General features: G+C 70.3%; 23 protein-coding genes and 1 pseudogene. 8 read left to right on the top strand and 16 right to left on the bottom strand.

The genetic code is table 11. From position 1 onward, the window contains the following. Nucleotides 1-141 precede the first annotated feature (141 nt). Nucleotides 142-1,353: a NosD domain-containing protein gene (locus GR130_RS20510; protein ID WP_159506062.1), complete on the top strand. Its 1,212-nt coding sequence runs from the start codon at nt 142-144 to the stop codon at nt 1,351-1,353. 7 nt (nt 1,354-1,360) lie between these two features. Here the strand turns inward: GR130_RS20510 and GR130_RS20505 are convergent, their stop codons facing one another. The 3 genes from GR130_RS20505 to GR130_RS20495 form a co-directional block, all read right to left on the bottom strand. After that, nucleotides 1,361-2,041 (bottom strand): hypothetical protein, encoded by a 681-nt coding sequence (locus tag GR130_RS20505; protein WP_159510106.1) that lies wholly within the window; start codon nt 2,039-2,041, stop codon nt 1,361-1,363. Nucleotides 2,042-2,342: 301 nt separating this feature from the next. Continuing rightward, the gene (locus GR130_RS20500) at nt 2,343-4,835 is read right to left on the bottom strand and encodes an SdrD B-like domain-containing protein (protein WP_201304953.1); all 2,493 of its coding nucleotides are present in this window, start codon (nt 4,833-4,835) and stop codon (nt 2,343-2,345) included. A gap of 4 nt (nt 4,836-4,839) precedes the next feature. Beyond that, nucleotides 4,840-5,103, bottom strand: a complete 264-nt coding sequence (locus tag GR130_RS20495) for a hypothetical protein (RefSeq protein ID WP_159506061.1) — start codon at nt 5,101-5,103, stop codon at nt 4,840-4,842. Nucleotides 5,104-5,751: 648 nt separating this feature from the next. Here GR130_RS20495 and GR130_RS20490 point away from each other — a divergent pair. Next, the gene (locus tag GR130_RS20490) at nt 5,752-6,525 is read left to right on the top strand and encodes an SDR family oxidoreductase (RefSeq protein WP_201304952.1); all 774 of its coding nucleotides are present in this window, start codon (nt 5,752-5,754) and stop codon (nt 6,523-6,525) included. A 396-nt stretch (nt 6,526-6,921) separates the two neighbouring features. Here the strand turns inward: GR130_RS20490 and GR130_RS20485 are convergent, their stop codons facing one another. The 3 genes from GR130_RS20485 to GR130_RS20475 all read right to left on the bottom strand — a co-directional run bounded on the left by GR130_RS20485 (nt 6,922) and on the right by GR130_RS20475 (nt 10,019). Then, complete coding sequence (locus tag GR130_RS20485; RefSeq protein WP_159506060.1) at nt 6,922-7,740, bottom strand: hypothetical protein; 819 nt, start codon at nt 7,738-7,740, stop codon at nt 6,922-6,924. 663 nt (nt 7,741-8,403) lie between these two features. After that, complete coding sequence (locus GR130_RS20480; RefSeq protein WP_236573270.1) at nt 8,404-9,069, bottom strand: C40 family peptidase; 666 nt, start codon at nt 9,067-9,069, stop codon at nt 8,404-8,406. A 518-nt stretch (nt 9,070-9,587) separates the two neighbouring features. Beyond that, a complete protein-coding gene (locus GR130_RS20475) occupies nt 9,588-10,019 on the bottom strand; it encodes a hypothetical protein (protein ID WP_159506059.1) in 432 nt (143 codons plus the stop codon). Between the two features lie 251 nt (nt 10,020-10,270). Here GR130_RS20475 and GR130_RS20470 point away from each other — a divergent pair, with 251 nt between their 5' ends. Then, on the top strand, nt 10,271-11,434 hold the full coding sequence (locus GR130_RS20470; RefSeq protein WP_159506058.1) for a sensor histidine kinase: 1,164 nt from the start codon (nt 10,271-10,273) through the stop codon (nt 11,432-11,434). Then, complete coding sequence (locus tag GR130_RS20465; RefSeq protein WP_159506057.1) at nt 11,431-12,117, top strand: response regulator; 687 nt, start codon at nt 11,431-11,433, stop codon at nt 12,115-12,117. The genes GR130_RS20470 and GR130_RS20465 overlap by 4 nt, the downstream gene beginning before the upstream one ends. Nucleotides 12,118-12,448: 331 nt before the next feature. Here the strand turns inward: GR130_RS20465 and GR130_RS20460 are convergent, their stop codons facing one another. The 4 genes from GR130_RS20460 to GR130_RS20445 all read right to left on the bottom strand — a co-directional run bounded on the left by GR130_RS20460 (nt 12,449) and on the right by GR130_RS20445 (nt 15,565). Further along, nucleotides 12,449-12,907, bottom strand: a complete 459-nt coding sequence (locus tag GR130_RS20460; protein WP_159506056.1) for a DUF3237 domain-containing protein — start codon at nt 12,905-12,907, stop codon at nt 12,449-12,451. Between the two features lie 87 nt (nt 12,908-12,994). Further along, complete coding sequence (locus GR130_RS20455; protein WP_268977975.1) at nt 12,995-14,083, bottom strand: NAD(P)H-dependent flavin oxidoreductase; 1,089 nt, start codon at nt 14,081-14,083, stop codon at nt 12,995-12,997. Continuing rightward, nucleotides 14,052-15,044: a PhzF family phenazine biosynthesis protein gene (locus GR130_RS20450; RefSeq protein WP_159506054.1), complete on the bottom strand. Its 993-nt coding sequence runs from the start codon at nt 15,042-15,044 to the stop codon at nt 14,052-14,054. The genes GR130_RS20455 and GR130_RS20450 overlap by 32 nt, the downstream gene beginning before the upstream one ends. Then, nucleotides 15,044-15,565 carry a carboxymuconolactone decarboxylase family protein gene (locus GR130_RS20445; RefSeq protein ID WP_236573267.1) on the bottom strand — a complete coding sequence of 174 codons (522 nt, stop codon included), beginning with the start codon at nt 15,563-15,565 and terminating at the stop codon, nt 15,044-15,046. Before GR130_RS20445 ends, GR130_RS20450 begins: the two co-directional genes overlap by 1 nt. A 240-nt stretch (nt 15,566-15,805) precedes the next feature. On the opposite strand from GR130_RS20445, the gene GR130_RS20440 reads away from it, so the two are divergent. Together GR130_RS20440 and GR130_RS20435 are read left to right on the top strand one after the other, a co-directional pair. Continuing rightward, entirely contained in the window at nt 15,806-16,123 is a 318-nt protein-coding gene (locus GR130_RS20440; RefSeq protein WP_201304951.1) for a winged helix-turn-helix transcriptional regulator, read from the top strand. A gap of 372 nt (nt 16,124-16,495) precedes the next feature. Next, entirely contained in the window at nt 16,496-17,458 is a 963-nt protein-coding gene (locus GR130_RS20435) for a quinone oxidoreductase family protein (RefSeq protein ID WP_159506051.1), read from the top strand. 164 nt (nt 17,459-17,622) lie between these two features. Here GR130_RS20435 and GR130_RS20430 read toward each other — a convergent pair whose 3' ends face one another. From GR130_RS20430 to GR130_RS20415, 3 genes are all read right to left on the bottom strand, one after another. Then, the gene (locus tag GR130_RS20430) at nt 17,623-18,051 is read right to left on the bottom strand and encodes an RNHCP domain-containing protein (protein ID WP_159506050.1); all 429 of its coding nucleotides are present in this window, start codon (nt 18,049-18,051) and stop codon (nt 17,623-17,625) included. A gap of 26 nt (nt 18,052-18,077) precedes the next feature. Continuing rightward, the gene (locus GR130_RS20425; protein ID WP_443043632.1) at nt 18,078-18,458 is read right to left on the bottom strand and encodes an RNHCP domain-containing protein; all 381 of its coding nucleotides are present in this window, start codon (nt 18,456-18,458) and stop codon (nt 18,078-18,080) included. Nucleotides 18,459-19,083: 625 nt separating this feature from the next. Then, complete coding sequence (locus tag GR130_RS20415) at nt 19,084-21,738, bottom strand: SpoIIE family protein phosphatase (RefSeq protein ID WP_236573265.1); 2,655 nt, start codon at nt 21,736-21,738, stop codon at nt 19,084-19,086. Between the two features lie 720 nt (nt 21,739-22,458). On the opposite strand from GR130_RS20415, the gene GR130_RS20410 reads away from it, so the two are divergent. After that, a complete protein-coding gene (locus tag GR130_RS20410) occupies nt 22,459-22,998 on the top strand; it encodes a GNAT family N-acetyltransferase (RefSeq protein ID WP_159506048.1) in 540 nt (179 codons plus the stop codon). Nucleotides 22,999-23,220: 222 nt separating this feature from the next. After that, on the top strand, nt 23,221-23,475 hold the full coding sequence (locus GR130_RS20405; protein WP_159506047.1) for a hypothetical protein: 255 nt from the start codon (nt 23,221-23,223) through the stop codon (nt 23,473-23,475). Nucleotides 23,476-23,812: 337 nt separating this feature from the next. Here GR130_RS20405 and GR130_RS20400 read toward each other — a convergent pair. From GR130_RS20400 to GR130_RS20395, 3 genes and pseudogenes are all read right to left on the bottom strand, one after another. Beyond that, a pseudogene (locus GR130_RS20400) lies at nt 23,813-24,425 on the bottom strand (SDR family NAD(P)-dependent oxidoreductase); the annotation flags it as partial. After that, nucleotides 24,383-24,541, bottom strand: a complete 159-nt coding sequence (locus tag GR130_RS39915) for a hypothetical protein (RefSeq protein ID WP_201305276.1) — start codon at nt 24,539-24,541, stop codon at nt 24,383-24,385. The pseudogene GR130_RS20400 and the gene GR130_RS39915, both read right to left, overlap by 43 nt. Nucleotides 24,542-24,615: 74 nt before the next feature. Then, nucleotides 24,616-25,368: an SDR family NAD(P)-dependent oxidoreductase gene (locus GR130_RS20395; RefSeq protein WP_159506046.1), complete on the bottom strand. Its 753-nt coding sequence runs from the start codon at nt 25,366-25,368 to the stop codon at nt 24,616-24,618. Between the last annotated feature and the right edge of the window lie 313 nt (nt 25,369-25,681).

Raw genomic sequence — 25,681 nt, 5'->3', positions numbered from 1 at the left:
CAGACTGGGATCATGCCTCGATCAGCTCTTCGCGTGTTGGCCGCGCTAGTGGGCACGCTGACACTTGTGGTCGGCTGCAGCGACGGCGATGGCGGGTCGGGCATAGGCCGGCGACCGACCGGTACGCAGGTGACGATCCGAGTGCCTGCCGACGCCCCGACGATCTCGGCTGCGGTGTCGTTGGCTCGGCCCGGCGACCTGGTGCTGGTGGCTCCGGGCGTGTACCACGAGTCGGTGAAGATCGGCACGGCTCGCATCACTCTTCGCGGCGCGTCCCGGGACAAGGTCGTCATCGACGGGCGGCTGCAGCAGCCGAACGGTGTCGTCGTCGCGGCGCCCGGGGTGGCCGTGGAGAACCTGACCGTGGAGAACAACACGCAGAACGGGGTACTGGTCACCGGTTCGGCCGCGGCGGCCGCCGGGCTGCCGGGGCGAAGCGGCGGCTACGACACCGGCGATGAGCCCGTCACCTTCCTGAAGTCGTTCCTGGTCTCGTATGTGACCGCGACCCGCAACGGTCTGTACGGCATCTACGCGTTCTCCGCGCAGAACGGTGTCATCGAGCATGCCTACACGTCAGGCGGGGCCGACTCGGGGATCTATGTCGGGCAGTGCAAGCCGTGTCACATCGTGGTGCGGGACAACGTCGCCGAGCTCAACGCGGTCGGTTACGAAGGCACCAACGCCAGTGGCGACATGTACGTGGTCGGCAACCGTCTTGTCGGTAACCGGGTCGGCCTGACCACCGACTCCGACCACCAGGAGAAGTTGCTCCCGCAGCGGGGCGCCGTGATCGCGGGCAATCTGATTGCTGCCAACCAGCAGACGGCCACCCCGGAGCAGGCCGACGGCGGGTGGGGCACCGGCATCGGTATCGACGGCGGCAGCGACAACCAGTTCGTCCGCAACCGCATCGCCGGCAACAGCAACGCCGGGTTGGTGATCACCGCAACCGCCGACATACCTCCGGTCGGCAACCAGATCGTGGACAACGCGTTCACCGGCAACGGCGTCGACGTCGGCTGGACGTTCCCCACCGCGACGCAGGGACGGGACAACTGCCTGCGCGGCAACGATCTGCGCACCACAGTGCCCGCCCGGCTCGCGACAACCGCGGCCTGCCCGCTTCCGGCCAGGTCGCCCTCGCCGGCCGGCAGGTGGGCGATGCCGACGGCACCCGGTGGCATCCCGTTCACCGGGGTCGCGGTGCCTGGTCCACAGCCGCAGTTCCCCCACGCCCTCACCACGGGCGCCACCGCTGTCCCGGCCGTTCCGGCCCTACCGGACACGGCACGCATCCCGCTGCCGTCGGCGTCCCTGCTCGCCACGGACGCGCGCGTGCAGACCTCCTGAACAGCGGCTACCGCTTCGGGGTGCCTGTGGGTATCGCCTTGACCGGAAGGTACTGCTGGGTGTCGAAATCGATGACCACCGGCTGCGACTCGGAACCCACGCCGGCGCGGACCCGGTACATGGTGCCGTCCGAGCCGACCCAGTAGCGCACGCTGCCCGCGGTACCGGAGCGGTCACGGGCGGACGGCCCGGTCATGACGTCCACCCGATGCCCGTCCACCTGGTCTCGTCCCCACCAGGCGGCGCCGTTCTGCGGCAGCAGTTCGGCGTTGTCCGGCCGGTCGCTGCCAAGCCTGAGCGCGATGGCCAGCGAGCTGTCCAACGAGCTGCCGGACGACTGCGGTTGACGGCCGTACCAGCCCGAGCGGGGCGGCGACGCGGGTGCGTGCGCCGGGGCGTTCGCCATCGGGTGAACGAACACCGAGGCGGCGGTCCACTCGATCAGCCCGTCGCTGGCTGTGTCGCGCCCGGTGCCGTGCACCACGCCGTAACCCCGTTTGCCTCGGTAGTCGACCGACCCGGTGACGATCAGCCCGCCGGCGGTGCCTGGCACAGTGATCGTCACTGCGCGGCCGTGCGCCTCGTAGTTGCGGAACCGCGTGATCGCCAGCCGGTTCGCCTCATCCGAAGTCAGTGCGCGCGGACCGCTGGGGCCCGAGCCGCCGCAAGTGACCAGGAACGCGGCCACCGCGACGGCCGCTGTGCCGATGACGGCTGCCGCACGGCGTGGCCTCAGCCATCGGCGCCGGTCAGCCGTACGGCGCGGTAGAGCTTGCTGGATTCTCACGCTCCGCACGCGGCTCGACGTTGACACTCTTGTGATTCCCCCTCTCCATCACCACACTGCTCGGCCGCCGTGCGGTCGCGGCGACACTCGGCAGTCCCGTGACGGACGACGCCAAGGCCGGCCCTCGTGGACCGGCCGAGACGTGATCTGCCTGACCGCGCCATCCGACCGCCGGCAGGCAGATCACTGTTGTTCGGTTCGTTCAGTGTTTCCGGGCGCGACGCTTCCGGCTTACGAACGCGATGACCAGACCCGCACCCACCAGGAGACCGGCGAGGGTGATCATCTCTGGCAGCCCGGACATACCGGTGTGCGCCAGGGAGCCCTTGCTCCCGCCGGACGGGGCCGGGTTGGCGGGGGGTGCGGGTGAAGGCGGTGTAGAGGCCGGTGGTGAGGTCGGAGTCGGAGTCGGGGTCGGCGTTGCCTTCGGGATGTACACCCCGGCGTCGATGGTGTGATCGACCCCTCCCGGCCTGTCCGGCGCCGTGACAGGCGCATAGCCGTTGCACAGCTGCCCGGTGGTCGGCGGGGTCACATTGGAGTCATGCGCACGGTTGGCACCGGCTCGCGGGAGCGTGAACCGCAGCTCGCTTGCCGGGGGATGGCCGGGCACCTTGCTGGTGTCAGCGGTACACACGTCGAACTGCACCGTGTATTTCGCACCCGGCGTGAGCTGGTACGCGGCGCCGACACCACCGAAGTAGTACTCGCCGGCGGCATCGGTCCTGGTCGTGGCGACCTGCTTGCCGCCCGCGTCCAGCAGGTTGATGGTGGCTCCCGGCAGCAGCGGTTCCGCGGGGTCCTGGATCCCGTTGTGGTCGCCGTCGAACCACACGAGGTTGCCGATCTGGATCGGCGCGTTCGCCGCCGCGTACGCGATGTCACCGAGCCCTCCGGCCTTCCCGAACCCGTTCTGTTCCTGACCGACGAACTGGTACGCGTTGGCGGCCGGACTGTTGCCCGGGCCCTGGCCCGTCGTGATGTCGTAGTAACCCGTTCCGGCGGTTTCGATGTTGACGGTCGGGTCGAATTCCGTGCTGACGACCCACTGCTGCTGCGGAATATAGGCCACCGACCCCAGCGCGGTCTCCTGGTGCCCGCCGGCAAAGAAGTCGCCCGGGAAGTACTCGACGACACCGTTGTCCTCGCCGCCATCGGTGGCGGGGGTGGCGTGGTTGGGGCAGTTTCCGGTGCCTTCCCATGCGTATCCGCCAGCGGGCGTGGCGCAGGCCATGGTGATGTCGCCACCGGACATGCCGAGTTCCGGTGTGTTGTTCAGCGGGCGAGGGTCCAGCCCCTTCGCACTGAGAACGTCCATGAACCGGTCGCGGATACCCAGGATCATCGAACCGTTGCGGTCGAAGGCGAGGGAGGCGAGCTCCGGCTGCGGATCGATGAAGGCGCCGCCCGCCTTCCGTTCGTCCCACGTGGCCAGAGTGGTGTTCCACGGGTTCCAGTGGGTGGCTTGGGCGGCGTCGCCGGCACCGACGAAGACGGTGCCGCGCTTGTCGGTGAGCGGGTGGGTCAGCACCGTGGTGAACCGCTTGCCGTCGTAGGCGTAGACGACGGCTTTCAGGTCCGCGCGCTGCTGCGTGCCCTCTGCGTTGCACACGCCGCCGACGTACAGCGTGTTGTTGTGGGTGGCGAGACCGAACGGCCGCCAGTCACCGGGGCTCGCGCACCCCGGGTCCGGGATCCGCACCGTCGCCCCGGGCACCGAGGCGGTGGATCCTGTCGCGTCGAAGCTCACCAGGCTGCGGGTCAGCAGGTTCACCGCGTACAGCGTGGAGCCGTCCTCCGACAGGGCCAGGCCACCGATGCTCTCCTTGCCCGGTGCGTTGGTGAACCCGGGATCCTTGATCATGTCGGCGGTGTCGTGCGGCGTCACCGTGGCGTTCGGCAGCTGCGCGAACAGCTCCGGCGCGCCCCCGCCGCTGACCGGCACCGTGTAGATCGCGCCACCGCCCTTCGGCCCGTACGCGGCGTATCGGCGGGCGAACGCGCTCTGGAACAGCCGGCTCCGGTACTTGTCGTACGCCAACCCGAACGTCGTGCCCACCTGGGCCTGCGTGTCCAGCGTGGCCGGGCACGACACATCAGTAGGACACGTGCCTCGGGTCTTCGTCCCGAACGCCACCAATGCCCGGGTGTCGGTTCCGTTGGCGCCGTTCTGGACCGGTACGAAATACCGTGAGTCCGGCTGTGCGTAGTCGGCCGGATCCCACACCCCCGTCACCACCGAGGCGTTCTTTCCGCCCGACACATCCACGAACGACGTGAAGCTGTCGAAGTGGTTCCCCGCCGTCGACGCAGGCGCCGCCCGCAGATAGTGGCTGTACGGTGCCGGGACGTCGACGTCGACGCGGTATCGGCCGCCGCTCAGCACCGTCGACCGCGACACCACGACCTTTCCGGTGGCATCCGTGACGCTGGTGACATCGTGCCCGGCGGGGTCGGAGATCTCCACCTTCATGCCCCGCTGCGGCACGTCCATCGTCGCGTTGATCACGCCGGTGCCGAAGAAGTCGCGCAGCACCTCAACCGTCAGCGTGCCGTCGGTGGTTGAAGCGGCGGCCGGCCCAGCCGTCGCTCCCACGGCGCCGCCCGCCAGCAAAAGAACAGATAACCCTGCGCGCGCCAGCGGCTCCACGAGCCTGCTGGCCGACCGGCGTGAGTTTCTGCCGACTCGGTTCATGGCATCACACTCCCCACACTTCTCTCGTCATGAAAACTGAAGCCCCCGCTTCTCGCTGCACGCCCACTTCATGGACCCGAACATGGACGCCGGTCGCGAACGCCACGGAAAAGAAAAAGGGTCCACTGCTGTTGCGTGGACCGCTTTGCGGTGATCGTTTGAGGATATTGCGGGTGAGTTGTAAGCGCCGCAGGCCAGAAAAGGCGAACACGCGTTCAGGGTCTTGGGTGTGGCCGCCCTGGGTTGCGTGTTTTTGCAGATCAATCACGGTACCCCCGCCCCCGCCGCTGATCTCACCGACCGCTATCGCGAGCAGCGCGCGATATATTATCCGCTGAAGTCGCGCCGGCACTAGCAGAATCCTGGAATCCATCTGGAGCTGCGATAGTCCCCGAGCGCCAGAGAATAGTGACCGGAAGAATGTGCGACAGGGGCGTGATGGCTGGCTCCGGTCCCGGTGGGTGCGCGACGTCCGGATGACGCGTCCGGGAGCGCTCGCCCCGTTCGGTTGCCTGGACTACCCCGGCGCCCGGCAGACGGTCCAAGTGGTGTGGTATCGGGGCGACTTGTGCGCCGACGGGCTGACCTCGAGCGTGCCCAGCTGATCGCCGGCCTGAGCGTCCACCGGCGCGGACCTCGTCACCGAACGCGCCGCCGGCCACCCGGTGCCCCGCTCGCCTTGGAGCAGCGGGCAGCTGCCCCAGGGCTTCTCCTTCGACAGCTGCCTGGCAACGGGGCGGCGTGGCTGGGGGTGGGGCAGCGGCCTGAGGGGGTGCCGTTCGGTGCACGGGAATACCGTCGGCAGCACGGCGGTTGGGCTGTATCGCGCTGTGATCACGGAACGCCAGTCGCATTCACGGCAACCGCGATCACCGCAACCACTCTCACCCCAACCCGTCTGTGAGCGAGGAAGCACATGAGCCAGGCCGCTGTCGGTGTCACCGTCCCGTATCTGGCCGCCGAGGGCGGCGCCGAGGATCTCCGGGGCCGTACGGTCGTCCTGATCGGCGGCGGCTCCGGTATCGGACTGCGGGTCGCACACCGGGTGGTGGCCGCCGGGGCCCGAGTGGTGCTCGGCGGGCGCACCGCGGCGCGCCTGGAGGCCGCCGCCGGCCCCTTGGGCGAGGCGGCCACCTGGCGCGTCGTGGACACGGGCGACACCACATCGCTCGCCGCCTTCTTCGACGGGATCGAGCGCGTCGACCACCTCTTCACCTCGGCCGCCTCCTACCAGGTCGGCCCGATGCGCGAACTGAGCGACGAGGACGCCGCATCGCCCTTCGACTCCAAGTTCTGGGGCCAGTACCACGCGGTGCGCCGGGCCGCCCCCAAACTGGCCGAGGACGGCTCCGTGGTACTGATGTCGGGCGCAGCCTCGGCCCGGCCGGCCGGACCCGCCCCCGCCTACGTCGCGTGCAACGCCGCGATCGAGGGCCTGGGCCGGGGCCTTGCCGTGGAACTGGCCCCGGTCCGGGTCAATGTGGTGGCGCCCGGCACGGTCGACGGCCACCTGTGGTCGAACCGTCCGGACGCCGCCCGCGAGGCCGCCTTCGCGCAGTACCGCAGCGATGCGCTCCTGGGCCGCCCGGCCACCGAGGACGAGATCGCGCAGGCCGTGGTCTTCCTCTTCACCAACGGCTTCACCACGGGCTCCACGCTGTACACCGACGGCGGTTACACCCTCCGCTAGGCAGCGTGCGGCGCGCTTGGCCGCGCAGCCTGCGGGTGCGGGCCCGGGTGGCTGCCTTGCGGGACCAGCGGGATGTCGGCTCGCTGCCTTGTGGGCATCCAGAGGAAGCCACCTTCCACCTCCGTACCCAGGGACCCCTGCGGGTGCCCTTCGGCCCCGGCCAGCAGCTGCTGGCCGGGGCCGAACCGCCGGCAGAGCTCGTCCAGCTGCTGCTGGCCCGCCGACGAGGCATCAGTTCCGCTCTCAGATCTCACAGATCCACGGCTCGGATCAGGCCGCTGGTCACCGATACGCCGAGACCGTGCTCTCGGTACTCGTCGACATCTCCCAGCGTCTCGATCGAGAACCGATGCCAGAACTCGAACTCACCGACGCCCGCTCTCAGCCGGCTTTCACCTACGCAGTCACCCTCACGCGCACCCTCACCACCGAGCCGGTGTCCGTGGTGCTGCCCTGAATGGTGATGTAGAGGCCGTCGCCGTCCCCCGCCACACCGAAGGGCTCGTTGAGGCCGGTGGCGATGGTGACGGGGTCTGACTTCCCGTCCTTTTTCACCCTCACCACCGAGCCGTCCTTCTTGTAGTTGGTGATGTAGAGGTACCCGCGGTCCAGCACCATACCGGCGGGTCCGTTGAGGCCGGTTTTGATGATGACAGGGTGGTCCGTGGGTGACTTCCCATCCTTTTTCACCCTCATCACCGAGTTGTCCTCCCAGCTGGTGAAGTAGAGGTACTCGCCGTCCACCGCCAAACCGACAGGTCGGTTGAGGCCGGATTCGGCGACGATGGTGTGGTCTGTGGGGGACTTGCCGTCCTTTTTCACCCTGATCACCGTGTCGCGGCCGGGGGCCGGAACTTTACCCGTCAAGTTGGTGAGGTAGAGGTACTCCCCATCCACCGCCACAGCGGTGGGGATGTTGAGGCCGGAGGCGATGGTCTCGTGGTCCTTGGGCGACTTCCCGTCCTTTCTCGCCCTCACCACCAATTGGCCACTGGTGGTATAGAGGTACTCCCCATCCACAGTCACACCTTCGGGCCTGTCGAGGCCGGTGGCGATGACGGTGTGGTCCGTAGGTGACTTCCCGTCCTTTTTCACCCTCACCACCGAGCCGGTGCTGGTGTCGCTGCCCCAGATGGCGATGTAGAGGTACTCGCCGTCCATCGCTACCCCTTCGGGCCTGCTGAGGCCGGTGGAGATGGGGGTGATGTCGTTCATGTTCCCTGCTTTCCGGTGTGTTGTGGAGTGTGGCGGGCCGGTCGCCCCTGGTGGTGCAGCGGACGGCTTGACCGGTTAGTGGCGATGACGGTGGGGCCACGCTGTCGGCGGTCGGCTCGGACGGCACGTCCTGGGGCAGGAGGCCACGCCAGGGGCGTCCTCTGGCTGCTCCGTGCTCCCCTGCCCGATCCCGTCGGCTCTCCTGGACGGTCATCGGACGTTACGGCCTGGGCAGCAGCAGCCCTCGGGCCGCATTCAGCCTGACAACACCCAGCTGGTAGACCGTGCCCAGAACGCGGTCGCCGCACGTAAGCCGACGCCACCCGCGCTCGTCCAGGGGATGGACGACCACACGCTGTTTCATGGCCTAGCCTCTGGCAAATGCCCGGGGCGCGCACGCCGGGTTAGTCCACCGCGCCGGGTGCCCGCGACTCAGGTGTCACTTCCTGGAGCGGCGGCGGGCTCAGACGAAGAGTGCAGACGGGGCTGTTGCCCTGAAGTCGCCGAGCGGAAGATGAGACGCTTGTGCACCAGGTTGACCGACAGGCGGGCCGGTCTCTTGTTGACCCGACGAAGGTGATCAGCGCCCGAGGCATCGGCCACTGTCGGCGCGAAGGTTCGCCGATCCGCACAAAGCTCCTGAAGACCGGTGAAGTCTGCTGGTCAGCCCGTTAGGGTGTGCACACCGTCGGCCCCGGCCGCTGCCCTGCGAGGGAAAGGGCAGCGGCCGGGGCCGACGGTGTGCTCCGGGCACCGGGCGGGAGCGTGACGGCTCCATCCGGCGCCTGGCCTGATCCTGGCGACACGGTCCGCCCACGCACCTGCGACGTGTCCGGGGCGTCGTCTCGGGACCAAACGCTGAGACCGCGGCATGTGTGATGAGAACCCGCCCGTTCTATCCGACGCGTCGGATGTCCCGGGCGTAGTGCTCCCAATCCCCGGCCAGGCTGATGACCTCGACCGATTTTCCAGGTCGGGGGCGTCGATCATGCGGTGGCTGCCGGCGTGGAAGCCGACGTGTCCCCAGCCGCCTTTGTCGAAGACGATGAGGTCGCCCGGCTGCCTCTGGTCGCGCGGAACGGACATTCTGATGTGTCGCTGTTCCTGCGAGGTCCGTGGCAGGACCACTTGGTGTCCGGTTGCTTGGTAGACGGCGTATGAGGTGAGTCCTGAGCAGTCGAAGCCGCCTGCGGCGGGGCCGTTGATGGTGTCGCCGCCCGATACGTAGGGGATGCCGATCTGGCTGAGGGCGACCCCGGTACAGCCCCTCGCCGGTTCCGGTCTTGGCGCCGCCTGCGCACAGCATCCGGGCTGCCGCCCGGACGGCATCGGCCGGGTCCCAGGGGGCGGGAGGGTTCGCGCCGTTGGGCGGGACGGGTTGGGCGTACTGCTCGAATATCGATGGCAGGAACTGCATGGGCCGTACCGCCCCGGCGTACGAGCGCATGGTGGGGTGGCGGCCGTGATCCGTCTCGACGCTTCTTCAGGCCCCGCGTAGCCGCCTCGAAACCCCCACGTTCTTCGACGCACTCCACGTGCGGCCTTGTCCCGCACGCCTACGAACTCACCGCGTACGCGACCTGGTTGAACCCCGGCGGGAAGGAACTCCGTGAAGAGGAAGTCCGCCCCGGGCCGGGGCGGCGGTGTATCTCGCTCCCGTGCCGACCGGGGGCCCCGTGCGCGGTCGGCACGTAAGGCTCCTGGCCAGTAGGGCGGTTAGGGTGCCTTTCTCCCTCTCTGGCCGGTGTCCGTGAGGCGGGGGCGGCGCGAGGGACACACCGCGTGCGCGGGCGATGGCGGCCCGTCCCCGCCTCGGCGGGAACGGGCCACCGGTCGCCCCCCGGCGCCTAGTGGTAGTCGTAGGCCTTGACATACATGCTGTGCTTGTGCGCGCCGGTCTGGGACAGGTGGACGTAGTACGACGTGCCCGCCCGGACGTTGCCCGCATCGACCTCCCACTGATGGCCACCCTGGCAGTAGTGTGTGGGGCTCGACGCCATGACGTGGCCGTCGCGGGTGCGGACGATGTCGGCCTTGATCTTCTGCCCGTCTTCGCCCCAGCAGCCGAAGTTCACCCCGAGGTTGTTGACGTCCGGTACGAAGTCCTTGGTCCGCCAGCCGAGGGCCGGGGTGTGGGTGTCGCTGAACAGCAGGTGCCAGCCGTGGGCCCGGACCGGGCCGGCCGACTGGGCGGCCTGGGCCGATGGGGCCGTGGCCGCGAGCCCCGCACCGAGTGCGAGGGTCGCCGCCGCGAGGGCGATGCTCTTGGGCGCGTTCATGGTTCCGGTCTCCCCTTTCCCCGGACACGGGCCGGGCCCCCTCGGGTCCCCCGAAGGCCCGTGGCCTCGCGGCTCCGTTTGTCGGGCGGTGCCGCTGGTGCAAGAACGTACGGGCGACCCGGAGCCTTGGGCGTCCCACGCCGGGTTGAACTCGGCGCGCACCCTGGGCGGTAGCCGCGTGGTTCCTACAACTTCCGTGGTACCGCAGGAGTTTGACGCCGGGCCCGCCGCCCCGGAGTTACGCTGCGGCGATGCGGATCCGCCCGTCTCGTGTGCTGGTCGTCGACACCCTGATCGCGCTCGCCGAGACCGGCGTGGCCCTGCTGCTCGGGCGGGAGGCCGCGGCTCAGGGCTGGCCCGCACTCGACCTGCCCGCCCATGTGCTGGCGGCCCTGGCGAACCTGCCGGTCGCCCTGCGGAGCAAGGCGCCGCTCGCCGTCTTCGCCTCCGTGCACCTGGCGTTCGCCGGTTACGTCACCCTGGGCTACTGGCCCGTCGTGAGCAGCTTCGGCCCGCTGCTCGCCGTCTACACGGTGGCCGCGCTTCGCCCCGCCCGCGTCTCCGTGCCCTGCGCGGCGCTGACGGGCGCACTGTGGATCTACGCCGGTGCGGTCACCGTCCACGCGTCGATGCCGTCCGTCGTCAGCCAAGCGCTGGCGTTTCCCGCCGTCCTGTGGCGGTTCGGCGCCGTCGCCCGCCGGTCGGCCGAGCTGGCCCGCCGGCTCCGCCGCGAGCAGGAGGAGCGGGCCCGGCGCGAAGTCGCCGAGGAACGTGGCCGGATCGCGCGAGAACTGCACGACGTGGTCGCCCACCACCTGTCCGTCATATCGGTGCAGACGGGTCTCGCCCGCTTCGTCTTCGACAGCGACCGGGTCACCGCGCGTACGGCGCTCGACACCATCGACGCCACCAGCAAGGAGGCGCTGGAGGAGCTGCGGCGCATGCTGAAGGTGCTGCGCGCCGCGGACGACGGCGGCGCAGCGGCCGCGCCGATGCCGGGCCTGGCACGTCTGGACGAGATGGTCGAGCGGATCCGCGCCGGGGGAGTCCCCGTCGCACTGCGCGTCGATGGCACCCCGCGCCCCCTGGCGCCCGGCCTCGAACTGTGCGCGTACCGCGTCGTGCAGGAGGCGCTGACCAACGTACTGAAGCACGCGCCGGGCGCGAGCGCGGAGGTGGTGCTGGCATACGGGCCGCACCACGTGGGCGTGTCGGTCACGGACGACGGAGAGGGGGTGAATCCGGACAGAGTGCGAACCGGGGGCGGACATGGCTTGATTGGCATGCGGGAGCGGGCCAAGCTCTACGGCGGGACGGTCAGCATCGGCCCGCGGAGTGACGGGGGGTTCGCCGTGCGGCTGACCCTGCCGACCTCGGTACAGGCCGCAGGGCAGGGGGACGACACCACGGGATGACCAGAGTGCTCGTCGTCGACGACCAGTTCCTCATCCGCGCCGGCCTGGTGGGGCTGCTGCGCGCCGCGCCCGGGGTCGAGGTGGTCGGCGAGGCGGCCGACGGCGAGGAGGCCGTCGCACTGGCCACGCGGACCCGGCCCGACGTGATCCTGATGGACATCCGGATGCCCGGCCTGAACGGCATCCAGGCCACCGAGCGCATCCTCGCCCGGGCCGCCACCGAAGGCGACGGCCCCGCGCCCCGGATCCTGGTGCTGACCACCTTCGACCTCGACGAGTACGTCTACGGGGCGCTGCGGGCCGGTGCCTCCGGGTTTCTGCTCAAGGACTCGGGGCCCGAGCGTCTGCTCGCCGCGGTGGCCGCGGTCGGTGGTGGCGACGCGCTCTTCGCGCCCAGCGTCACCCGGCGCCTGGTCGAGGCGTTCGCCCGGCAGGCCGGGACCGGAGCCGGGGGCGGGGCCGAACCGCCCCCGAGCCTGGCAGCGTTGACCACGCGTGAGGTGGAGGTTTTGAAACTGATCGCGCGGGGGCTGTCCAACCTGGAGATCGCCGACCGCCTCTACATCAGCGAGGCGACCGTCAAGACACACCTGAACCGCACCATGACGAAGCTCGACCTGGACAGCAGGGCGCAAGCCGTCGTCGTCGCGTACGAGACGGGGCTGGTGGCGCCGGGCGGCTGAGGCGACGGTGCCGGCAACAGCGAGGGACCACCGGTCTTCTCGTCGGAGAGGACGGCCCCCTGGACGAAGTAGTTCAGCCCTGGATTGGACTCCAGTCTGGGGACGGCGGCCAGCACCCGGGGTGGCGGGTCGTGGGCCACTTCGTAGGCCGCGCAGGCAAGCCGCTCGTCCTTCCCCGCCGGGCTCGAAGCACCACCGCCTGGCGCCGCGTTGTGAGGTGGGACGAGTGCTTGCCACGGGCCAGGCATTCAGCCGCCCGACCCTTCGGCGCTGGCACACCCACGCCGACCCCGTCCCGCGATCCTCTTGATCACGACTTACGGCTGCCGTGTCAGTCCAGGCGGTAAATCTGGTACTCGATGGTGCGAGGGCCGGCCAGTCGGCCCTCGCCGATGAACAGGCTCTGGGTGAGCCACCGGTAATTGGGGGCGCCGGTGTCGAACTGGGCGACCATCCGCATGTACTGGTCATCGAACCGGGTTTCCCGTCCCTCGCTCAGCGCGGCGAGGAATGCCGGGCTTTCCCGGATCAGTGCGTTGTCGTAGCTCAGCATGATGACCTCGCCATCGTCAGTGGCCAGCGTGACCCGCAGATCCTGTCGGCGCACCTGGTCTGTGCCGAGCCGGATCCAGTCCATCCCGGGTGTGACCAGTGTGGCGTCGATCCGCTCGCCGACGAGGCGCGCGGTGTTCACCCGCCAGCACAGCCGTTCTCCCAGAGGACTGCCGGTGGTCGGACCCCAAGGGCCGTCGATGGTTTCGCTGTAGATCATCTCCCGGGCCAGTTTCATGTCTGTTCCTTCGCTTTGCATGGTGAACCGCTGCGACCTCGGGTGTCGGCAGTGTGGTCTGGGTAGGAATCGCGGGGCCTGAGTCGTCTAGGCACCGGACGTGATCCGCTCGGCTTGATCGCAGATGGATGCCACGATCCGCTCTGCGGTGAGGGTGTCGCGGACCAGGCCGGCCGACTGGCCGGCATAGAGCGCCAGAGCCTCGACATCGCCGGTCATCCCGGGGATCGGAACCATGTCCGCGTACCGTTGGTGGGTGCGTCCCTGGCTGTCCGTGGCCACGATCACGCCTTCGCCGGGCCGGTTGGGGGCGGCGGGGCTGCCCGCTGCTTCCCAGGCCGTAAGAGTGGAGTTGCGGAGCGACCGGTGGGGTGCGTGGGGCCAGCCGCCGTCGAAGCAGCGGGTGTGGACCGCGTCCTGCGGTGCCGCGCGCAGCACGGCGGCGCGGTACACCTCGTGGGTCGCGGCCTCCAGCGCGGTCAGGAAGCGGGTGCCGAGCCAGCCTGCCTGCGCGCCGAGGGCGAGGACGGCGGCGAGGCCGCGTCCGTCCGCGATGCCGCCGGCGGCGATGACCGGCACCGGCGCGACCGCGTCGACCACTGCCGGCACCAGGGCGAGGGTGGAGACCTGGCCCCGCACGTGGCCGCCTGCCTCCCAGCCTTGCGCCACGATGGCGTCCACGCCGGAATCGGCCGCGCGCTCGGCCGCCTCGACGGAGCCGACGGTGTGCAGGTGCAGCACGCCCGCGGCGTGGAGACGTCCGGAGACGTCGCCCGGGTCGCCCCAGAAGGTCGAGACGATGGGCACCTCCTCGTTCAGACAGACGGTCATCACGTCGTCGATGGGGAAGTCCAGCACCAGGTTCACGGCGAAGGGGCGGCCGTCTGCCAGTTCGCGGGCCCGGCGGATCTGCGCCACGGCCTGCTGGGGCCCGGTCCAGGTGAGCGCCAGTGTGCCCAGTCCGCCCGCGCGGGAGGTCGCGGCGGCCAGTTCGGGCGTGGCCGCCGAACCGATGGGTGCCTGGATGACGGGCACGCGGATGCCCAGCAGGCGGCACAGCGGTGTGGTCAACGTGCTTGAGTTCATTGCGCGTTCACTCTTTCCTGTTCGGGTGCTCCCGACGGCATGAGCGCCTTCGGGCCACTCACCGGGACACTGACCAGGGAGGGAAGAGATCGGGTTCTGGATTCCGCTTCCTGGCCGGTTCGCGGATGGGCTCTACGGGGTCGGTGCGGCCTGCCGCCCGCCAGCCGTACGGGGGCTGCGGAAGGCGGAGGACATGCGTGACCTCGGCAGCGCCGCCCAGATGGACGGTGGTGCCGGACGGGGTGTGCTGTGCGGTGGCGGTGATCGTGGAGGGGTGGCCGAGGCGGTCGCCCATGTCGACGGCGATGCCGGTGATGCCCTGCCCGGCGAGGTGTGCGGCCAGGCAGGCGGTGCTGTTGGCGTTGGCGATGTCCTCCGCGACGCCGATCGATGGCGCGAACATGCGGGCTGCGACGCGGCCTGCGGAGGTCGGCGCGGTGTGGACGTAGCAGCCGAGCATGCCGAGGCGGTCACAGGCGGCGCGGAGCCGTTCGACGTCGGGGGCGAGGGTGGCGAGAGCGGCCCGGGAGCCGATGGGAACCAGTATCCGCGGCCGCCCCAGGTCCACGGAGGCGACGCGGGTACCCGCAGCGAGCGTGGTCGAGGTGTCGCCGAGTGCGGGCAGGATGAGGTGGCACTCGGCCCCGGTGGGGGCGCGCAGGTCGATGGGGCCGGGGGCGAAGGCGGCCTTGACGTGCGTCTTCTCGCGTACGGCCCAGCCGGGGAGGACACGCTCCGAGGTATGGAGGGTGGCCCGGTACTCCCGGCACTCGGCTCGGTCGGCCAGGAAGGCCAGAGCGGCGATCGTCCCGTGGCCGCACGCGGGCAGTTCTCCCTCGGCGGTGAAGAAGCGAAGGGAAACCGCGGGACCGCTGGGTCGGCCGTCGTTCACGGAGACGAAGACGGCGTGCGAGGTTCCCGTCAGGACCGGCACACGGCGGCGCTCGTCGTCACTCAACGGCGCCTCATCCATCACCGCAGTGGGGCTGCCGCCTCTGCCGTCGCGCAGGCACGCGCGGACGATGGCGACGGGCAGGCCGCGCTCACTCATCAGCGACCAACCTGCGAGTCGGTTGTGTGGAAGGCATCGAACCGCGGTGCGCCCGGCTCCGGTGGGAGCCTGGTGGCGCGGGCGGTGAAGCTGATGGCGTGATACCAGCCGCACAGCATCAGCACGTCGAGGATCTGTTCGGAGCTGAACTGGGCGCTGAGCCGGGCCCACAGGGCGTCGTCGATGTCGTGGCCGTCGTGCAGGGCGTCGGCGGTATCGAGGAGCAGTCGGTCGCGCTCGCCGGTCCAGCAGAGGTCGGCGCTGGATCCATGGGTGAGGGAGGTGATCTGCTGGGAGGTCAGTTCGGCGCGATCGGCGAAGCGGGTGATGTGGACGCCCCATTCGTACTCGCAGCCGCACCGGGCGCAGGTGCGGTCGATGACGAGCTCCCGGTCTCGCAGGCCGAGGCTGAGGCGGCGGCTGAGCTGGTAGGAGCCCCAGCCGTGCAGCGCCTCGGCGAGTGGGAGGTTGCGGGCGCAGGTGCGGAAGAGTGCGATCGGCTCCTCCCCGTTCGGCATCATGCGCCGCAGTATTGCCGCGGTCTGTCCGGGATAGGGAGCCGACAGTGGTGGGATCCGGGTGGCCATGGCGGCGGGTTCCTCCCCTGGCGGCGCTTCGTATTTCGAAGCGTCACGAGGGAGAGTAATGTTTCTGATTCCGAAGCGCTACCTCCAACGGCACCCAGCAGGACGGCATCCCGGATGACCCCAACACCTCGCCCCCGACGCCCCGTTCGTGGTTCCACCACCGGCCGTCCGCTCATGGCCGCACTCGACTTGTTCGGTCGGCGGTGGATCCTGCGCATCCTGTGGGAACTACGCGACGGGCCGCTCGGTTTCCGGCCACTGCAGCAGCGGTGCGACGGCATGTCGTCCAGCGTGCTGCAGCAGCGCCTCGGCGAGCTGCAGGAGACCTTGCTCGTCGAACGCGACGCGTCCGGCGCCTACCGGCTGACCGGGTTGGGCCGGGATGTCTATGACGAACTCCGGGGACTGGTGCGCTGGTCCGACCGCTGGGCGGCCGAGCTCGACCGTCTGCCGTGTGATCGGCCGGCCGTGGAGCCGAAGTCGTCGGCCTGATCCGTCAGACGGCAGTCGTGAGGGGGAAGCGGTCAGTCGACAGGGCGCCATGGCGCAGGGGATCGGGTGCCCCGGGAGTTGGCGGCGAGCCGGAGGCATAGGCGGGCCGGTCGGCCCGCGTCCACCGCGCCCAGGTACGCGTGGCCGACCGGGTGGCACGATGCCGACAGGTCGAGTGGGGCGGCTGGACCGGTGGCGGTGACGTGCACGACGGTGCCCGGCGCGGCGCCTTCGATTCGTTGTGCGGAGCCGCAGCAGGAGCGTGACGCGGAGCAGCCCGGTGCCGTCGCAGGTGATGTCCGGGTCCGGCATCGGCGTGATGGCCATCGGCGTGGAGGCCCTGGAAAGATCCTTTCAGCGAGGAGGAGACACATGCGTGCCATGCGGTTCGAACGGTTCGGCGGGCCCGAGGTGTTGGCGGAGGACCAGGTGCCCGACCCGGTGGCGGGGCCGGGGGAGACGGTGGTCGAGGTGGAGGCCGCGGGCGTCAACTTCGGCGATATCAAGCAGATCGCCGGCGAGCAGCCCGACGGCCCCTATGCGCCCAAGGGTCCGCTGCCGCGGATCCCGGGCATGGAGGTCGTGGGCCGGACGGCGGACGGGCGCCGGATGCTCGGCCACCTCCTGCAGGGCGGTTACGCCGAGCGGGCCGTGGTGGCCGAGCGCGACCTGGTCGCGGTCCCGGAGGGCGTGAGCGCGGGCGAGGCGCTGGCGGTCCTCGTCCAGGGGCTGACGGCCTGGCACCTGCTGCGCTCGGTCGCCCGCATCAGGCCCGGCGAGAGCGTAGTGGTGCATGCCGCCGCGGGCGGCACCGGAAGCCTCGCCGTCCAGCTGGCCCGGGAGTTCGGGGCCGGACGGGTCATTGCCACCGCGTCCTCCGAGGAAAAGCGCGCCTTCGCCCTGGAGTTGGGAGCGGACGTGGCGATCGACGGCGAGGTGCGGGACTATCGGGAGCGGGTCCTTGCCGCCAACGGCGGGCGGCCGGTCGACATCGTGCTGGATGCCGTTGGCGGCCCGGTTGTCGACGCCGCCCTGGACACCTTGGGATACCTGGGTCGTCTTGTCACCTATGGGGCCTCTGCCCGGCAGCCGGCCTCCGCCGTCGCGCCGAGCCGCTTGGCAGTGGACAGCCTTACCGTCGCGGGCTTCTGGCTCATCCCGCTGCTCGTCCGGGACGGGGCCGGGGGCGCACCGCTGGAGGAACTGCTCGACCTCACGGCCAGGCGGCGCCTGCGACCCCTGGTCGGGGCGGCGTACCCGCTCGGGCGGGCCCGCCAGGCGCACGAGGACCTGCTCGCCCGCCGCACGAAAGGAAAGCTCGTCCTGCTCCCTTGAACCTGGACGTGCACGCCGTCCCGCGCCTTCACGACGGTACGGCCGCCGGCGGCTGGGGCGATGCGCTACCACCCGTAGGCGCCCGCTTCGGCCCGGCGTCCGGCTGCTGGTGGGTCGGGTCGCCGGGGTGCCGGTGCCGTGCACCGGCACCCCGGCCCTGTTTCCTACAGGGTGAGCAGGGCGCGGCTGGCCATGGTGGTGTCCTGGAGCGGTTTGAGCGCCAGGCGCACCAGGGCGAGGGCGTTGTCGTCACCTGCGATGCGGTTCGCGCTGAGCTCACCGCAGGTCAGGCACTGGTGGACGATCATCCACTCGCCGTCCGGCCGGGTGAACAGGGCAAGTGCCGCCATCCGCCCACGGCAGTCCGAGGCGCGATCGCCCGGGATACGGCCGTCGACGTGCAGGCTGGCCAGACAGTTCGGGCAGTGGTTGCGGTGAGCCGTGCCCGGGGCGGTCAAGGACACGTCCAGGCGGCAGTTGACGCACCGGAAGTCGTTGGCGCGGTGGCCGCCGCTACCGTGGAGGACGTCCTTGTACCGCTGCGGACGCCGTTCCGACCGGTCCCGGCCGCGTGGTTGTTTGCGCCGTGGCATGACGGTGTTCCTCCTTCCGTCCGGGGTCACAGGCTGCCGAGGGCTTCGAGCGGGAACGGCGGCTGTGCGAGCGGGCGGACGGCCATGCGCATCAGCATGAGCTGGTTGTCGTCCGCGCACACCGGGTTGGAGGTGAGCTCGTCGCAGCGCACGCAACGGTGGATGAGCATCCAGTCAGCGGTGCGCAGCACGGCGATGGCGATCGGGGTCATGCGGCCGTGGCACTGACTCGGGCCGCCCTCGACGTGGTCGATGAGGTGCCGGGAGTGCAGGCACGACGGACAGTGGTTACGCCGCGCGCCGTCGGCGGCGAAGGTGGAGACGGTCAGACCGCACCATGCGCAGGTGAACGTGTCGACCTTGAGCGTGCTGTTGTTCCTGTGAGTGTTGTTGCTGATGTGGGACACCCGTGGCGCTCCTTGCTGAAAAGTCTGCGATGACAGCAAGAGCCGGCCGAGCGGTCCTCGACGAAGAGGCCACGCACACACCGCCCAGGGGCGGGCAGGGTGCTGCTTGGCGGTACAGGGCACCGGAACTCACGTCCGGTCGCCGTGCAGGAACGGCGGCAGGAGAGACGGACGGTCACACGGTGCTGCGAGGCGCGCTCGGCGCGGTCCGGGGCATCAACACTCTCTTCCCAGGGCACACAGGCCCGGTACGGGGTCCGCGATCTGCGGTCCCCAGCACCGTAACAAGATCACCGGAAAGCGTGCCAGCGCATTTCCCCCCGCAGGCTCACGGCGACCGCCGCGGCCCATCCGGTCATGGGCACAGCGCAACCCATCGGCAGGGCACGCCACTGGCCGCCCGCCCGGTCCCTCAGTGGCAATCCGACTTTCGAGGCCGACCAAGCCCTGCACTACCTGCAGGCATCCGATGAGCGGTTCGACGCGATCTACTCCGTCCTCGGCGCGGTCGACCGGTACCGCAAGAAGATCGTGACTTCCCTGGGCGACACGGGCCGGCTTCCGGCCTGGCCGTCCGCTCGCGCCGGCATCGTCGGTTCTCAGGGCACGGCCTGCTCTGCCTCTGTCAGGTCACCGCCTGCTCGGCCCAGATGACCTTGCCCCGGGCGAAGTAGCGGGTGCCCCAGTGTTCGGCGAGCTGGGCGATGAGGAAGAGGCCGCGGCCGCCCTCGTCCTCGTCGGCGGCGTAGCGCAGGTGGGGTGAGGTGCTGCTGGTGTCGGTCACCTCGCAGATCAGGGTCCGGTCGTACAGGAGGCGCACCTTGATCGGGCCGGGGGCGTAGCGGATGGCGTTGGTGATCAGCTCGCTGAGGATCAGCTCGGTGGTGAACGCCTGCTCCTCCAGCCCCCAGCGTGTCAGCTGTCGGGTGACGTCGGCGCGGGCGCCCGCCACGGCCGAGGGCTCGGACGGCACGTCCCACTCGGCGATGCGGCCGGGATCCGTCAGGTGTGTGCGGGCGACGAGGAGGGCGATGTCGTCGCTCTGGCGGGCGGGCTGCAGCGTGCTGATGACGACGTCGCAGATCTCCTCCGGTGGGCGGGAGGGGCAGGCCAGGGCCGTACAGAGGGTCTCCAGGCCGGTGTTGAGGTCGCGTTCTCGGTCCTCGACGAGGCCGTCGGTGTAGAGCACGAGGCTGCTGCCCTCCGGGAGCCGTAGCTCCGCGGCCTCGAAGGGGAGACCGCCCACGCCGAGCGGCGGGCCTGCGGGGAGCTCGGTGACTTCCACGGTGCCGTCGGGGTGGACGACGGCGGGTGGCGGATGGCCGGCCCGGGCCATGGTGCAGGTGCCGGTGGTGGGGTCGTAGATGGCGTAGAGGCAGGTGGCGCCCGTGATGGTGAGTTCGTCCTTCGCCGGGCCCGTATCCCTGTCCGAGTCCGTATTGGCGGCCGTGCCTGTGGCCGTGTCCCGGTCGGTGCGGTCGACCAAGTCATCGAGGTGGGCCAGGAGTTCGTCCGGTGGCAGATCCAGGGTCGAGAAGTTCTGCACGGCGGTGCGTAGCCGGCCCATGGTGGCGGCTGCGTGCAGGCCGTGGCCGACCACGTCGCCGACGACGAGCGCGACCCGGGCTCCGGGCAGCGGGATGACGTCGAACCAGTCTCCGCCCACTCCGGTCCGGGCCGGGAGATACCGGTAGGCGACGTCGAGCGCGGTCTGTTCGGGCAGCACGCGGGGGAGCAGGCTGCGCTGGAGGGTGACGGCCATGGCGTGTTCGCGGGTGAAGCGGCGCGCGTTGTCGATGCAGACGGCTGCCCGGGCCGCAAGCTCCTCGGCCAGGGTCAGGTCGTCTTCTTCCAGGGGCGGGCTTTCCCGCATCCGCCAGAAGTTGGCGACGCCCATCAGCACACCGCGTGCCTTGAGCGGCACGGTGATGAGCGACTGCAGGCCGTGCTCGATGACGATCCGGGTGCGCTCGGGGTCTCCCGCACGCCATTCAGAGGCGGCGGACAAATCGGGTACGAGCACGGGCCGTTCGCTGACGAAGACGGTGGCCATTGGCGTGGCGGGGGCGTACCGGTACACCTCGCCCACCCGGTACTGGGGATGGGAGAACGTACCGCCGAGCGCCACGCGACGCAGTTCCGGCGCCTGCGCGTATCCGCCGGGCGGTGGCTCGTCACCGTGCAGGACGGGTTCGGCGAGGTCGACGGTGACGTAGTCGGCGAACCAGCGGGCGGCCACCTCGGTCAGCTGCTCGGCGGTGCGGGTGACGTCCAGGGTCGTGCCGACGGTGACGCTTGCCTCGTAGAGCAGCCGCAGCCTGCCCTGAGCGGCCTCTGCCTTCCCGGCGAGGGCACGCAGCTCGGTGGAGTCCCGCAGGGTGGCGACGCTGCCGGGCGGGCCGCCGTGGCGGTCCGTCGACCGGTTGTTCACCGCGAGGAGACTGTCGCCGACGGGGAGCACCGCGTCCGAGGCATCGCGCCGGGAAAGCAGCAGCCCCGTCATCCTGGAGTCGAGGTGGAGGCTGTCGACCTGCCGCCCCTCCACGTCCGGGGGCAGAGCGAGGAGCCGGCGCGCCTCGTCGTTGGCGAGTACGACCCGGTCCTCGTCACCGACGATGACCACGCCCTCGCGCACGGCGTGCAGCACCGCGTCGTGATGCTCGTACATCCGTGTCATCTCGGCCGGTCCGAGACCGTGGGTCTGCCGCCGCAGCCGCCTGCTCACCAGAGCCGTCCCGGCCGTGGCCAGGGCCAGCGCGCCGGCGCCGGCGCCGATGAGGAAGGGGAGCAGCCGGTCGGCGGCACCGCTGATCTTGCTGACCTTGAGCCCGGACGCCACCATGCCCACGACCCTGCCCCCGTCCTTCACCGGCACCACGGCCTGTATCTCCTCGCCGACGGGACCCTGGAGGCTTTCGATGGTGACGTGGCCGGTCGACGCCGGTCCGATGGTGCCGATGAACTTCTTGCCGATCCGTTCCGGCCGCGGGCTCGAATAGCGGATGCCGTCCGGGTTCATGACGACGATGAAGTCGACATTGCCCGTCTTGCGGGCCGCTTCGGCCAGCGGCTGGAGCACGGAAGCCGGGTTCGGGCCGCGCAGCACGGCGGGCAGGCCGGGGGCGTGGGCGAAGCTCTCGGCGGCGGCCAGCGAGCGGGCTCGCGCCGCCTGGAACCTGTCGTTGCGGGCCGTCAGCGCCAGCGAGGCCACAGCCGCCGCGACGAGCAGCACGATGATCAGCGCCTGCAGCATGAACATCTGCCCGGCGACGCTGCTCATGCTCGCCTTGGGCCGGGAACGCCGCTTCGGCGGCTTCGGAGAGCCTGGCGGCCGCTGTCGACGCTCACGCGAGGAGCGGCCCGGGGTTCGGGCCATGCCCCTTGTCTAACCTCGCTCCGGCGCGCACGGCATGCACCACGCCGGGCACTCGCACGGCTTGCCCAGTCCTGCGCGGTCCGCCTCGCGGCCTTCTCCTCTTTGACGAAGTGACCCCACCAAATGAACTGGTAGGGGTGGAGCTGTTCTCGGGGGGTGGAGCTGCTGGGCGTGATGTAGCGGCCCCGATCACTGTAGGGCCCCTTCGGGAATCTCCCGCAGGACGCGGGTGCTGTCGGGCGACGTCTGGGGACCTGTTCGTCCGGCCATGGATGTGATCCTGACGGGGGAGTGCCTTCCCCTTTCGGGGGTGTGAGTAAGGGCCGGGTGGGGTCTGCGGGTTGGCGTGATGTCGATGCCGTCCGGTTGCATGGGGTGATGGGTCATATGGAGTAGCTTGTCAGGGATGTGCTGTGCCGGCCCGTCTGGTGGGGGCGGGGATGGTGCGGTGCGTCCGCGTGAGGATCGATGACGGGGCGGGACCGCCTGTGACCTCGTGGATTCGCCGGGTTGGCGGTCGCTCCGTCAGCCTGGGAGCGAGCCGTGCATGTTCCTTCTGCGTGGCACTGTCGCCCTGAAGAAAAGGGATTGCATCGGGCTCACAGCTCACGTTTGCTGGGCAGCATGGCTGAACTGCGTACCGATCGCCTCACCCTCCGCCGATGGCGTGACTCTGACCTTGAACCGTGGGCGGTGATGAATGCCGATCCTGAGGTTCGGGAGCACCTGGGCGATCTGCTGACCCGGGAGCAAAGCGATGCTTCCGTGGCGCGGTTCCAGGCCGAGTTCGACCAGCGAGGTTACGGGTGGTGGGCGGTTGAGGTGCGGGCCACGGGTGAGTTCATCGGCTTCGCGGGCTTGGATCAGGTGGATGACGACATGCCGTTCACAGGGGTGGAGATCGGCTGGCGGCTCGCCCGCTCGGCCTGGGGGCGGGGCTACGCCACCGAGGCCGCGCTGACGGTCGTGGCCTACGGCTTCGACACTCTTGAACTTCCCGAGATCCTCAGTGTGACAACGGCCACCAACCTCCGCTCCCAGGCGGTGATGCGCCGGATCGGCATGACGCGGGTCCCGGACGGCGACTTCGACGACCCCACCGCGCCCGAAGGGCCACTGCGTCCGAACGTGCTGTACCGCATCGCCCGTAGCGCGAGGAGCTGACGTCGGGGTGCGCGCCGTTGTGGTGTCTGTCGCCGATGCCGCGCTGGTGGCACACGGCATTGGGGAGAAAATGGCGCATTGTTCCGGATTGGTAACTTGCGGCGCGTTCAAGGGGCTTTGGGGTAATTGATCGGGAAGATTCCCTTTGCCGGTGACCAGCCGGCAGATCCGTGTCGTAATCGGCGGGGCTCTCGCCGTATTGCGCGAGGAAAGGAATCTTCCATGTCCTACAGCAAGCGCATCGCCGTCGCCGTGCTCGTGGCCGGCGCGGTCGTCGGCGTCGGCGCACTTCCTGCCTCCGCCGCGGACCGTGGCTACGACCACGGCCGTCACCACGGCTACCACGGCCGTCACCCCGGCTACCACCACGACCGTGACGGATGGCGGCACGGCGGTGAGGGTTTCCGGGGCGAGGGATGGCGGCACGACCGCGACGGCTTCCGCGGATGGCGGCACGGCCGCCACGACTGGCGGTAGGTCGACGTGGCGTCAGGTGCCGCGCGCTGAGCCGGTCCGGGCCAGGCGATGAGGATCCGCGGAGGTGAGTGGGTGTCATCGAAGGCTTGGTTCCGATTCGGCTGAGCGGCCGGCTCCGGGCACCGCGATCCGGGTGTGGGGCAGGCCCGCCGGTTCACTGTTCAGGGCCGGCGGGGCTGTCGGCGTTGCCCGCCGATGCGGTCGCCGTTGTCCCGTGGCCGAGGAGATGGCCGCGGGACAACGGGGCCTGTGGGTCAGGCTGCGCGCCAGCCCCAGATCCGTCCCCCGGGCCAGGAACCGTCCGCTGAACCGGCCGCGCGGGCCGGCGGCACGAAGTTCACCGTGGACAGTAGCTCGCCGGTGCGCGGACGGCGGGCGGTGCCGTCGTGTGCCGACAGGCGACGACCTCGGACTCCTTGCAGTCGACGAAGTAGCGGCCCCCGCCACCTTCCAGGAGCGGTGAGGCCGCAAGGAGGAGGACGGAGGTCGCGGCGCCCTGCTCGACGGTCTTGATCAGCTCGGCAGGGACGCGGCCGCTGCCCCGGCCGCCGGTGTGGCGTTGCAGGTTCGTGTAGATCGCGCCGGGCATGAGTGCATTGGCGGTGATGTTGTCGTCGGCCCAGCGGCGGCTCGCCTCCACCGCTGAAGAGGACGTTGGCGGTCTTGGACTGGCCGTAGGCAAGCCAGGGGTCGTGGGGGCGGAAGGCGAAGTTGACGTCGTCCCACACGATCGGCGACTGCTGGTGCCCGGTGGAACTGACGGCCACCACGTGGGCGTTGCCGTCGGCGACCAGTGCGTTGTGCAACCCGGTGGCCAGGGCGAAGTGGCCCAGGTGATTCGTGGCGAACTGCCACTCCCAGCCCTGCTCGGTGTACTGCTCGGGGCAGGCCATGACGCCGGCGTTGTTCACCAGGATGTGCAGCGGCTCCTGCCAGGCGTCGACGAACGCAGGACCTCGTCCTTGACGCGGGCCCGGGTCGAGCGCGTCTGTGCGACCTCGTGTGCCGCGTCCGTCACCCGCTGTCGGCCACGGCCGGTGAGCTGGACCAGGTCGTCCCGGTTCATGCGGGCGCCGAGCCCTTCGACGAGGGCGCGGCCGGGAACCACCTGCTGCGACGGACGCCGTGGGGCCGCGCGCGTCAGACGGCTGTGCGGCCGCCGTCCACGGGGAGCACGGCGCCCTGGACGAAGCTCGCCGCGTCGCTGCCCAGGTAGGCGACGGCATCGGCGATCTCCTCCGGCTCGGCCGGTCGGCCGGCTGGGGCCTGGGCGGCCAGGGCGTCGAGGTCTTCCCCCATGCCGGCCGTGCCTTCCGTGCGTACCGGCCCGGGGCGCACGGCGTTGACCCGTACCCCGCGCGGGCCGTACTCGGCCGCCCACGCCTTGGTCAGCAGCTCCACGGCTGCCTTGCTCGACCCGTACAGGGCCATGCCCACGGCCCCGTACGCGGCGACCATGGTGCTCACGTTGACGATCGCGCCGCTGCCCCGCTCGGCCATCGCCGGCGCGAGTTCCGCCACCAGGTGGAACGGCGCCTTCACATTGAGCGCGTAGACGGTGTCGACCTCGCTCTCCGTTGCCTCGTCGGTGGGCCCGAACGGGTAGACGCCCGCGTTGTTCACCAGGATGTCGACCCGGCCGTCGCCCAGTTCCACTGCCCGCCGCGCGAGTTGTCGCACCGACTGCGCCTCGCGCAGGTCGGCGGCGATGAAGTCGGCCTTGCCTGCGCGGCCGCGGATGGCGGCGACCACTGACTCGCCGCGGGAGCTGTCGCGGCCGGCGACCAGTACGTGTGCTCCGCGCTGGGCCAGCAGCGTCGCGGTGGCGGCGCCGATGCCGCTGGTCGCCCCGGTCACCAGGGCCACGCGTCCGGTCAGATCAAGCGAACCCATGAGGTCGTCCTCCGTCTCGGGAGATGGGGAATCGCGGCTGTGCGGCGGAGCCGTCTTCGCGGCCTCGCCGGCCCGTCCGCGAGCTGACATGTGAGTGAAGCACTCTTTCCACCGGGGGATTCCGTTCCCGTTATCGGGCGTCGCTGGAGCCGCCTTGAGTCCAGGGCGGTCCCGAACGGACACGGTCCTCGCGGGAGGCTCCCGGACGGTCCGGGGCCGGTCGTCGCGTGGGTGCGGCCATAAGGGGCACGGATGGCCGGGTTCGGCGACTCCTATGGCCGATCTCGTTCGCCGTGGGTCCGTCCACGACCGG

The organism is Streptomyces sp. GS7 (assembly GCF_009834125.1).
Classification (GTDB): domain Bacteria; phylum Actinomycetota; class Actinomycetes; order Streptomycetales; family Streptomycetaceae; genus Streptomyces.
The sequence above is the reverse complement of the archived record's forward strand: the minus strand, read 5'-3'. Positions and strand labels throughout refer to the sequence as shown.